Source organism: Anaerolineae bacterium (assembly GCA_011176535.1).
Taxonomy (GTDB): Bacteria; Chloroflexota; Anaerolineae; order Anaerolineales; family DRMV01; genus DUEP01.
Genome location: DUEP01000014.1, coordinates 22,410 through 32,817, shown reverse-complemented (window position 1 = coordinate 32,817; position 10,408 = coordinate 22,410). Strand labels below are relative to the sequence as shown.

At 65.9% G+C, this 10,408-nt stretch carries 9 protein-coding genes; all 9 read left to right on the top strand.

What is annotated here, in order from left to right; genetic code table 11:
* The first annotated feature begins 109 nt into the window (after nt 1–109).
* The 9 genes from G4O04_03000 (at nt 110) to G4O04_02960 (ending at nt 10,350) form a co-directional block, all read left to right on the top strand.
* Complete coding sequence (locus G4O04_03000; GenBank protein HEY57502.1) at nt 110–1,264, top strand: CapA family protein; 1,155 nt, start codon at nt 110–112, stop codon at nt 1,262–1,264.
* A complete protein-coding gene (gene thrC / locus G4O04_02995) occupies nt 1,261–2,508 on the top strand; it encodes a threonine synthase (GenBank protein ID HEY57501.1) in 1,248 nt (415 codons plus the stop codon). The genes G4O04_03000 and thrC overlap by 4 nt, the downstream gene beginning before the upstream one ends.
* Nucleotides 2,509–2,629: 121 nt before the next feature.
* The gene (locus tag G4O04_02990; GenBank protein HEY57500.1) at nt 2,630–4,498 is read left to right on the top strand and encodes a transglutaminase domain-containing protein; all 1,869 of its coding nucleotides are present in this window, start codon (nt 2,630–2,632) and stop codon (nt 4,496–4,498) included.
* Nucleotides 4,267–4,659, top strand: coding sequence for a transglutaminase domain-containing protein (locus G4O04_02985; protein ID HEY57499.1), 393 nt, complete (start codon nt 4,267–4,269; stop codon nt 4,657–4,659). The genes G4O04_02990 and G4O04_02985 overlap by 232 nt, the downstream gene beginning before the upstream one ends.
* Nucleotides 4,557–5,003, top strand: coding sequence for a hypothetical protein (locus G4O04_02980; protein HEY57498.1), 447 nt, complete (start codon nt 4,557–4,559; stop codon nt 5,001–5,003). The genes G4O04_02985 and G4O04_02980 overlap by 103 nt, the downstream gene beginning before the upstream one ends.
* Nucleotides 5,004–5,108: 105 nt before the next feature.
* Entirely contained in the window at nt 5,109–6,779 is a 1,671-nt protein-coding gene (locus G4O04_02975; protein HEY57497.1) for a GAF domain-containing protein, read from the top strand.
* Nucleotides 6,780–6,825: 46 nt separating this feature from the next.
* Nucleotides 6,826–8,217 carry an MBL fold metallo-hydrolase gene (locus tag G4O04_02970; GenBank protein HEY57496.1) on the top strand — a complete coding sequence of 464 codons (1,392 nt, stop codon included), beginning with the start codon at nt 6,826–6,828 and terminating at the stop codon, nt 8,215–8,217.
* Nucleotides 8,218–8,254: 37 nt separating this feature from the next.
* On the top strand, nt 8,255–9,667 hold the full coding sequence (locus G4O04_02965; GenBank protein ID HEY57495.1) for a hypothetical protein: 1,413 nt from the start codon (nt 8,255–8,257) through the stop codon (nt 9,665–9,667).
* A complete protein-coding gene (locus G4O04_02960) occupies nt 9,667–10,350 on the top strand; it encodes an HAD family hydrolase (protein HEY57494.1) in 684 nt (227 codons plus the stop codon). Before G4O04_02965 ends, G4O04_02960 begins: the two co-directional genes overlap by 1 nt.
* Nucleotides 10,351–10,408 lie beyond the last annotated feature (58 nt).

The following is a 10,408-nucleotide window of genomic DNA, read 5'->3' as shown; positions in this document are numbered from 1 at the left end:
TCGGCACGCCCCAGGCCCGCGCGGCCCTGGAAGCCGCGCGGGCCGTTGAGCACGACCCGGAGGTGCAGGCCGAACTCCGCCGCGCCCTGGCCGCCCATCGTGAGTAGCCATGCGTTTGCGAACTCTTTTCCCTCTCTTCGCGCTCTTGCTGCTACTCGGCTGTCGCCCCACCGCAGCCGCCAAAGCGCCGTGGTCGCCGTCGGCCCGTTCTGCCGACCCTTCGCCCACGCTCATGCCCTGGCCGCCGCTGCCGCCCACGCCCACCTTCCTGCCCACGCAGACGCCGACCGTCACCCCGACGCCCAGCCCCACGCCCACCCCCACCCCCTCCCGGGTGACCTTCCTTTTCGTGGGCAACATTGTCCCTGCCCGTTGCGTGCGCGCCGCGGCCGACCAGCGGGGCGACGACCGCTACATCTATGCCGAGGTGGCTCCCCTCATCCGCCAGGCCGATTACGCTTTTGCCCTGCTCAACAGCGCCCTGACCTCTCAAGTCCCCCCTACCGGCTGCATGCGCACCTTTTTGCTGGTGGGCGACCCGGCTCACGCCGCAACCATGGCTTGGGCAGGCTTCGACGCGGTGAATGTGGCCACCAATCACATCAAGAACGGGGGCGACGGGGCTTTTCTGGACACTCTGGAGGCCCTCCGGGGCGCAGGGCTGGCTGTCTTGGGCGGCGGGCGCAATGTGGACGAGGCGCTGCAGCCCCTGGTGCTCACCTTTGGCGGGGTGCGTTACGCCTTCGTGGCCTTGAACGAAATCGAAGAGCGCTCCTTCGCCGGGCAGGATACCCCCGGCGCCGCCCCGCTCACCGAAGCCAACCTGCAGAAGGCCATGCAGGCGGCCCGCGCTCAGGCCGATGTGGTCGTGGCGCTGCCCCATTGGGGCCCGGAGTACCACGCCACCCCCCTTTACGAGCAGCGGCGTTGGGCCCGTCGCTTCGTGGAGGCCGGCGCTGATGTGGTGGTGGGCAACCACAGCCATGTGGTGCAGGGCATGACCATCCTGGACAATGTGCCGGTGTTTTACAGCCTGGGCAACTTCGTCTTCGATCAGAGTTGGTCCCTGGAAACGCAGCAAGGCGCCATGCTTGAGTTGACCTTCGAGGGCCGACGCCTGGTGGCCTACCGGTTCATCCCGGTGCACACCGATGGCGATGGCACGGTGCACCTTGCCCCGCCCGACGAGGCCCAGGCCATTTTGCAGCGGATTTGGGCGGCTTCACCGCCTTTGGCGACCCCAACCTGGGAGGCCGGATCATGACCTTTCGCTACCGTTGTTCGCGCTGTGGTCGCACCTACGCCCCTGACGAAGTCACCTATACTTGCCCTGAGGATGATGGGAACCTGGATGTCTGGTTGGACTACCCCTCCTTGAAGCGGGTGCTGTCCCCGTCGTTTCCGGGCCTCATGGGAAATGTGCCCTCCCTGTGGCGCTATCTCCCCCTGTTGCCTGTGCCGGACCCCGATTTTGCCACCACGCCCCTGGCTTCGGTGGGCTGGACGCCGGTGTTCTCCCCTCCCGCTTTGCGCCAGGCCACGGGCCTCTCCTGGCTCTGGCTCAAGGATGAAAGCCGCAATCCCACCGCTTCCCTCAAGGACCGCGCCAGCGCCGTGGTGGTGGCCCGCGCCTTGGCTCTGGGTGTGGATACGGTGATCACGGCCTCCACAGGGAACGCCGGCGCGGCTTTGGCCGGCATGGCCGCGGCGGTGGGGTTGCGGGCGGTCATTCTGGCCCCTAAAGGGGCTCCGCGGGCCAAAATCGCCCAGTTGCTCATTTACGGCGCTCAGGTGTGCCTGGTGGACGGGACCTACGATGACGCCTTTGACCTGTCCATCGAGGCCTCGGAAACCCTCGGCTGGTACTGCCGCAACACGGGGTTCAACCCCTTCACCGTCGAGGGTAAGAAGACCGTGGCCTACGAGATCTGGGAACAGGTGTTGCTGCGTCAACGCCTCGAACGACCGCTGCACATCTTCGTCCCTGTGGGCGATGGCAACATCATCAGCGGCGTGTACAAAGGGTTTTGGGACCTGCAGCAGTTGGGCTGGCTGGAGCAGAAGCCGCGCCTTTACGGTGTGCAGGCCGAGGGCTCGGCGGCCATTGCCCGCGCCTGGGAAGCCGGGGCCACGGAAGTTGCCTCGGTACAGGCCCAAACCATCGCCGACAGCATCAGCGTGGATTTGCCCCGCGATGGGCGGCGCGCGTTGCGGGCCGTGCGGGAAACCCACGGGGCCTACCTCACGGTGAGCGATGAGGCTATTCTGGAGGCCATGGCCGAGTTGGGCCGGGTGGGGCTTTTCGCCGAGCCGGCCGCGGCCACGGCCTGGGCCGGCCTGCGCGAGGCGTTGCGCCGCGGTTGGCTCACGCCGGAGGACCCGGTGCTGGTGTTGCTCACGGGGAGCGGGTTGAAGGATGTGCAGGCGGCCATGCAAGCCGTGCCGCCCGCCCCGGTGGTCCCGGCGGGCAATCTGCCTGCCTTGCGCCGGGCGCTGGGGCTGGACTGACCGGTAACATGGGGTGCCGAGCCGGCTTCAGGTCGTTGGCGGCCCGAACCCGGGTTTATCGTTCTGCGCGCCCTCCGTTAGTTGCTGAAAGGGCTTCTCCAGGGGGTATAATGCCCATACCATGAGCGCGTCTTTTCACAACAAGCCCCCCTCGACGCAGCCTCCGCACCCTGCCCCCGACGGTGTGTTGGTGCTGTTGGGGGGCTTTTTGTTGCTCACCTTGGCCGGACGCCTGGAGGCGACCGCCTGGACCGCGGGCCTGGGGCTGGCCTCCGGCGCGTTGTTGCTGGCTTATGGTTTGGGCGCCCTGGCGGGGGTGACGCGCTGGCGCTGGCCTTTTGTCGCGTTGCTCGCTTTGGCCTATGGCGAGGTCCTGTTGCCCCTCGGGCTGGCGAGGAGCGTGGCCCGCTTGGCTCCCCTCCGCGTCCAGCTGGTTGTGCTGGCCCAGCGCCTGCAGGGGGCCTGGCAGGATTTCGCCGCCGACCGCCCGGTGGGCGATCCCGTGTTGTTCCTGGCCCTGTTGGTGGTGGCAGCCTGGGCTTTGGGGTGGTTCGTGGGCTTTTCCGTCGCCCGGCGGCGGGCGTTGTGGCGCGTGCTGCTGCCTCCGTTGCTGGCCCTGTGGGTCATCCAGGCCTACGACCCCTATGTGCGCGCCCGCACGGTCTATTTGCTGGTCTATTCGGGACTGGCCATGCTGTATCTGGCCCGGCACACCTTTGGATTTGGAGAACGCGTGCGCGGCTGGCGCGCGCGGCACCTGTTGATCCCCCTGGACCTGGGATGGGACTGGCTACGGGTGGCCTTGGGCGCGGTGGTGCTGGTGGGGGTGCTGGCCTGGCACCTGCCGCGCTGGGAGGCGGCTTTGCCCGGTGTGCGGGAAACCTGGCAGCGGGTGACCCGCCCCTGGGAGCGCATCCAGCGTCGTCTGGGGCGTCTGGTGGAACCCCTCCAGGGCACCAAGGTGTGGGGAGTGGTGGGGTATGCCGAACGGCTGCCCCTGGGGTTGGGCGTGCCAGAAACGGACACCCTGGTCTTTCGGGTCGAGGCCCCTCGGGCGGTTTTGGGAGAGCGGTACTATTGGCGGATGCAGGTGTACACCACTTATCGGCAGGGGCTTTGGCAGGTCCAGAACGCCGCGAGCATGGCCCCTTCGGGGGTGGCTTTCCCGCGTCCGGATGAGGCCGGGGAAGAAGTCACCTTGCGTTTTGTTTTGGCCCAACCCGCTCTGGTGCTCTATACGGCCCTGTATCCTGCGCAGGTGCTGGATGTGCCCTACCAACTGCGGGCCGTCCTCCTGGGCGAGGGACTGGTTGACCCCTTGGCTTTTGTGGCCCAGGAGCCCTTACCCGCCGGGAGCGGTTACCGGGTGCGGGCTTGGCGGGTGGCCCTGACGGCGGAGCAACTCCGACAGGCGGGCACGGATTACCCTTCTTGGGTAGCGCCTTATCTTCAGGTGCCGGAGGACATCTCCGCGCGGGTGCGTCAGTTGGCCGCGGCGCTGGCCCAGCAGGTCGACAACCCTTATGACCGGGCCCAGATGCTCACCGCCTACCTGCGGGCGCAGATGGCTTATCGCAACCCTCTCCCGGCGCCTCCGCCGCCGGGGAAAGACCCGGTGGACTGGTTCCTTTTTGAGGCCCAGGAGGGCTTTTGCACCTATTACGCTACGGCCGAGGTGGTGTTGTTGCGTCTGATGGGCATCCCGGCGCGCCTGGCCGTGGGCTATGCCCAGGGCGCTACACCGACGGCGCCTATCAGGTGCGCGAGCGGGATAGCCACGCCTGGCCGGAGGTGTACTTCCCTGGGGTGGGATGGGTGCCTTTTGAGCCCACGGTGGCGCGTTCTGCTTTGGTGCGCCCCGGCGATCGGCCACCTGCTCCGGCGTTGGGGGAAGGCGAGGAGGAGTGGCTCTCCCCTCAGGAGTGGCTGCGCCGGCGGCGGCTGGAACTGGGTGCGGGTGCCCCGGTCGGCGCCACGCCATCCTCTCTAGGCGGGCCTGAGGCCTCCTCGCCGGAGGGGGAACCCGCTGCGCAGGGCGTGGAGTGGCGTTGGCTGCTTTCGTTGCTGGCGGGGTTGGGTGGACTCACCTTGCTCGCCGGGGGCTCTGGGCGTTGCAGCGGCCGTGGCTGCCGAATCGGTTGTTGGCGGTGACGCGCCGGGTTTTCCGGCGGGAGCCTCGTTGGCTGCGGCAATGGGGGCGCTGGACGCGGATGGGCGAGGTGGACCGCGCCTTTTGGGAACTGCAGGTGTGGTTGCGTTTGCTGGGCGCTGCGCCTGCGCTGGGGGAAGGGCCTGGAGAGCGGGCGGAACGGTTGGCCCGGCTGCTCCCCCTGGCCCGCGACGCCGTGGGCGTGGTCGTCCAGGCGTATGTGCGCCTGCATTTCGCCCCACCGGATAAGGTGGTGGTGCCCCTGGAACCCGTACGCCGCGCCCGCCGGCAGATTCGTCGGACGGCCTGGCGGGCCTTGCGGCAGCGTTGGCGGAGGGGTCGTTAGGTGTCTCGCCGTCTCCGACGCTTCCCCGGGCGCGGGCCAGCCCCTCTGGCTGACGATTTGTAGTATCCTTGAGGTATGGCCCAACCCTCTTTCGAAACTTCCGGCTTGAGACAGCGATTGGCTTCGCTGCGCCATCTGGTGCGCTATCTGGCGCGGGTCACCCGGCAAGATCTGCCGGCCATGCACACCGAATGGGAGCGCCTGGTGGCCTTGGTGGAGGATATCCAGCGGGATGTAGAGGCCCTGGCCGTGGCCCATCGGCAATCGCTGGCGCTGATGGATGTGGCCCAGGCCATGAACTCCTCGCTGGATTTGGACACCGTGCTTCAGATGGTGATTGACTACATCATCCGGCTGACCCAGGCCGAGCGCGGCTTTTTGATGTTGCGGGAGGAACAAGGGGAGTTGCGCACGGTGATCGCTCGTCATTGGGAACAGGAGGACCTTTCGCCCGCCGAGTTGAACTTCAGCCGTTCCATTGTGCAACGGGTGGTAGCCACGGGCGAGCCGGTGTTGACCAGCAACGCGCAGCACGATCCCCGCTTTCGCAACGGAGAAAGCGTGGCGTTGTACCACCTCAAGTCGGTCATTTGCGTCCCGCTCAAAGTGAAGGACCGTCTGGTAGGGGTGATTTATGTGGATCACCGGATGCGTTCCGGGGCCTTTGCGCCGCAACATTTGGGGATGTTGATGGCCTTTGCCCACCAGGCGGCCACCGCGTTGGAAAACGCCCGCCTGTTTCAGGAGGTGCGGCGGGCATTGGCTGAGGTAAGCCAGTTGAAGGACCTGCTGGATCGGGTCTTCGCCTCCATTGCCAGCGGGGTGGTGACCGTGGATACCGAGGGGCGCATTGTGATGTGCAACCGTGCGGCCGAGCGCCTGTTGTGCGCCTCCTTTGAGGAAGTCAAAGGCTATCCATGGGAACAGGTGTTGGCCCCGCTGGCTTCTACCTTGCGCAGTTACTGGCCCGTGGTGGTAGAGGAAGGCCGCGAGGTGGTGGGGGTGGAGGTCTCGCCGCATTGGCCCGGCCGGGGCAGGGTGTACTGGCAACTCTCCATGTCCCCCTGGTACGGAGAGAACCGCCAGTTGTTGGGGGCGACACTGGTCATTCACGACCTCACCGAGCAGCGTCATCTGGAGGAGATGCAGCGCATTTTTGAGCGGATGGTGTCGCCCGAGGTCATTCGGCAGTTGAGTTGGGAGCAACTGCGCCCCGGAGGCGAGCGGCGGGAGATCACCGTGGTGTTCGCCGACCTGCGAGGTTTCACAGCCTTGGGAGAACAGGTCTCCCCGGAAACCCTGGTGACCATGCTCAACCGCTATCTGGCTCTGGCCGCCGGGGTGCTTCTGGAGGAAGGCGGGACGGTGGACAAGTTCATCGGCGATGCGGCCATGGCCTGGTTCAACGCCCCCGTGCCCCAGCCGGACCACGCCTTGCGTGCGGTGCGGGCGGCCTGGGCGATGCAACAGCGGTTGCGTCAGTTGCACCCCCAACTCCCCCCGGCCTGGCGGTTGGGGATGGGCATTGGGATTCATACGGGTGAGGCGGTGATTGGCCTGGTGGGCAGCGAGCGACGCCTGGATTACACCGTCATCGGCGATGCGGTAAATGTGGCTAAACGCCTGGAGGAGGCCGCCCGGCCGGGGCAGATCCTGCTCACCGAGGCCACCTGGCGCCTGGTGCAGGAGCGGGTCGCAGTGCGGCCTTTGCCTCCCCTGTCGGTCAAGGGCAAGAAGACGCCCCTTCGCGTTTACGAAATGACTGGCCTGCGATAGGTGCCTCTTTTGCAGGGGTCACTCTGCACGACGAAAGGAGAGAGCCATGCGCTTGACTTTTTGGGGCGCCGCCCGAACCGTGACCGGTTCGGCGCATTTGCTGGAGGTCAACGGGGCGCGCGTTTTGCTCGAATGCGGGCTTTTCCAGGGCCGTCGGCGCGAGACCTACGCGCGCAACCGTACTTTTCCGTATGACCCCCGTTCCATTGACGCGGTGATTTTGTCCCATGCTCACATCGACCACAGCGGCAATCTGCCCCATTTGATCAAGGCAGGGTATCGGGGGCCGATTTACGCCACCCCGGCCACGGCCCATCTGGCCAACCTCATGCTCTTGGACTCTGGGCATATCCAGGAGTCCGATGCTGCTTATCTGAACAAGAAGCGCCGTCGACGCGGAGAGCCGCCCGTCGAGCCCTTGTACACCATCGAAGACGCGGCCATGGTGGCGACGCATTTCGTCCCCACCGATTACGGCAAGCTCTTTGAGGTGGCCCCTGGGGTAGTGGCCCATTTTGTGGACGCGGGCCACATTTTGGGGTCCGCGGCGGTGGTGCTGGACATTGAAGAAAAGGGCCGTACCCGGAGGTTGTGGTTCTCCGGGGATGTGGGGCGTCCCCATCTGCCCATCCTGCGCGATCCGGTGTTGCCCGAAAAAGCCGATTTTCTGCTCATGGAATGCACTTACGGCGATAAGCCTCACCGCGACCCCGGACCGGCCTTTGAGGAATTGCGCGAAGTGACCTTGCGCACCGTGGCCCGGGGAGGCAAGATCATCATCCCCGCCTTTGCTGTGGGACGCACCCAGGAACTGGTCTATGCTTTCAACCGGATGATCCGCGAAGGGAGTCTGCCTCGCATCCCCATCGTGGTGGATAGCCCGTTGGCGGTCAACGCCTCTCAGATTTACCGCGCTCATCCGGAATGTTTCGACGAGGAAGCCCTGGCCCTACTGCACAACCATGAGGATGTGCTGGGCTTTGGCCTGGTGGAGTATGTGCGCTCGGTGGAGGAATCCAAGGCGCTCAACGACCGTCACGAACCGATGATCATCCTTTCCGCTTCGGGGATGGCCGAAGTGGGGCGGATTCTGCATCACCTGAAGAACAACATCACCAACCCGCGCAACACAGTGGTCATCGTCTCCTGGCAGGCGCCCCACACTCTGGGCCGCCGTTTGGCCGAAGGCGAAAAGCGGGTGCGGATTTTCGGGGAGTGGTACGAAGTGCGCGCCGAGGTGGTCACCATCGGTGGCTTTTCGGCCCATGCGGGGCAGGATATTTTGCTGAAGTATGCCTTGAACACCCGGGAGACGCTGAAAAGCGTCTATTTGGTGCACGGCGAACCCAAAGGGGCCGAGCCGCTGAAGGCGTTGTTGCAGGCCAACGGGATTGAAGCAGTGCATTATCCCGACCGGGGAGACGAGGAGGTGCTATGACGCTATCGTGGCTCATGGCCGACGGGGGAAAACCGGGATGAAAGCGCGTTTCTGGAAGGTGGCGGCTTTGCTCGTCCTCTGGGGGGGCATCGTGGCCCTCTTTTGGACTTTTGCCCGCGTGGGGGAGGAGGCTGCCCCTGCCTCATCTGTGCCCGTGACGCCCACCCGGGAGCCTGTTCCACGGGCCACAGCCCTGTTCGTCCCTTCCCCGACGCCCACCGCGGCCTCCCAGGCGCTCGCACCGGAGGTGGTGGCTGCGCTGGAGCGGATGGAACGCGAGGTGGCCGATGTGCGCCAGTTGGCCATTTTGCGCGCCCTCCCCCGGAAAGTCTACTCTCGGCAGGCGTGGACGCAGCAATGGACGGCGGGGTTCCTGGACGCGTACCCCGCCGAAGAAGTAGGCCGGGAAGCCCTGGTGCTCACCGCCCTGGGGTGGCGGAGGGTGGGCGATTCCCTCTGGAAGGCGTATTACCGTCTTTTCGATGCGGCGGTGGCCCGCCGGTTCGCGGTGTATGATGCCCCGGCGCAAACCATGGCCCTGAACGCGGAGGTGCCTTTCGATGGGGCCGCCAAAGGGGCTTATGTGCGCGCTTTTGTGCACGCCCTACAGGCGCAAAATTTCGCCTGGCAGGCCTTTGGCGTGGCCAATGTGCCTTCGTTCTCCTGTCTCCTGAAGGAGGATGCCTGTCGGGCCAGGGCGGCGCTGACGCAAGGGGATGCGTTGTGGAGCGCGGTCTTTTGGGCGGCCCAGTACGCTTCTCCGGCCGAGCAACGGCAAATGCAGGCGCAGACGGTGGAAGGGATGGGGTTGGCTGGATTGCTCTGGTTTGTGCAACACCAGGCGCTGTTCCCGTATGAGGCTGGGCTCAATTTCGTGGCCGTGCTGTACAGTCGCGGCGGCTGGGAGGCGGTCAACGCGGCCTATGCCGCGCCACCGGTCAGCAGCGAGCAAATCCTGCACCCGGAACGCTATCCCGATGTCCAGCCGTTGTCCGTCACCTTGCCCGCGCTGGCTCCGGTGTTGGGCACGGAATGGGAAAAGGTCGCCCAAGGAACGCTGGGTGAGTGGGGGGTGCTGGCTTTGCTGGCCTATGGGGTGGAGCCCGCCGTGCGTTTGGACGCAGGGGTGGCCCGCGCTGCAGCGGATGGATGGGATGGGGATGCTTACGCCCTCTTCCGTCATCGTGAGAGCGGTGCCCTGTTGCTGGTTTCTCAGGTGGTGTGGGCCAGTGGCGCAGAACGCTATGAATTCACCAAGGCCTTTATGCAGTACCTCAATGCCCGCACCGGAACCCGCGCCGAAGTTCGCGAAGGGCTGACCGTGTGGCGCACGGCCACGGCGTTCCATGTGCTCTTTGCCGGGCCTCGTACGACTGTGTGGATCATGGCCCCCGGGGAAGACCTGGCCCGGGCCGTGTTGGCCGCCGTCCGCGCTCAGCAGGAGGGGTGATGCTGGAGGTCACGCGTGTGCAAGGTGTGTTTTTCGATGTGGACGGTACCTTGAGCGACACCGACGACCTCATGGTGGCCCGTCTGGCGCACCTGCTGCGTCCATTCCGTTTCCTCTTCCCTCGGTGGACCCCACAACAGGTGGCCCGCCGGGTGGTCATGGCGCTGGAGGAGCCCTTCAACACCCTCTATGCCTGGCCGGACCGGCTGGGGATCGACGATGAGTTAGTGCGTTTGATTTCCTGGTTGGCGCGCCTTTTGCCGCATCGCCCGCCGGCGTTTCGTTTGGTGCCCGGCGTGCGCGAGATGTTGGTCGCCTTGTCCGGGCGTTATCCCCTGGCCGTGGTGAGCGCGCGTCCGGAGGCTTCTACCCTGGCCTTCCTGGAGGCCTTTGACCTGCAGGGCTTCTTTTGCTGCGTCGCCACGGCGCAGACCTGTGAGCACACCAAGCCCTTCCCGGACCCTGTGCTCTGGGCGGCGGAGCGAATGGGCATCCCCCCAGCGGCGGGGGTGATGGTGGGGGATACCGTGGTGGACATCGCGGCCGGGAGGGCCGCAGGCGCGCAAACGGTGGGGGTGTTGTGCGGTTTTGGCGAAGAAGAGGAATTGCGCCGGGCTGGAGCCGATCTCCTCCTGGAGGCCACGCCTGACCTGACCCGCTGGCTGTTGCCCGACTCCCGGTGACCTTCGGGGGGGAGGATGCACGCAAATGTTGAAGAGAGGCACCTGTGGGGAGAGAGCT

Bases quoted from the DNA above. Each gene is read 5' to 3' on its own strand.
- G4O04_03000 (HEY57502.1), top strand. From the start codon at position 110: ATGCGTTTGCGAACTCTTTTCCCTCTCTTCGCGCTCTTGCTGCTACTC.
- thrC (HEY57501.1), top strand. From the start codon at position 1,261: ATGACCTTTCGCTACCGTTGTTCGCGCTGTGGTCGCACCTACGCCCCT.
- G4O04_02990 (HEY57500.1), top strand. From the start codon at position 2,630: ATGAGCGCGTCTTTTCACAACAAGCCCCCCTCGACGCAGCCTCCGCAC.
- G4O04_02970 (HEY57496.1), top strand. From the start codon at position 6,826: ATGCGCTTGACTTTTTGGGGCGCCGCCCGAACCGTGACCGGTTCGGCG.
- G4O04_02965 (HEY57495.1), top strand. From the start codon at position 8,255: ATGAAAGCGCGTTTCTGGAAGGTGGCGGCTTTGCTCGTCCTCTGGGGG.
- G4O04_02960 (HEY57494.1), top strand. From the start codon at position 9,667: ATGCTGGAGGTCACGCGTGTGCAAGGTGTGTTTTTCGATGTGGACGGT.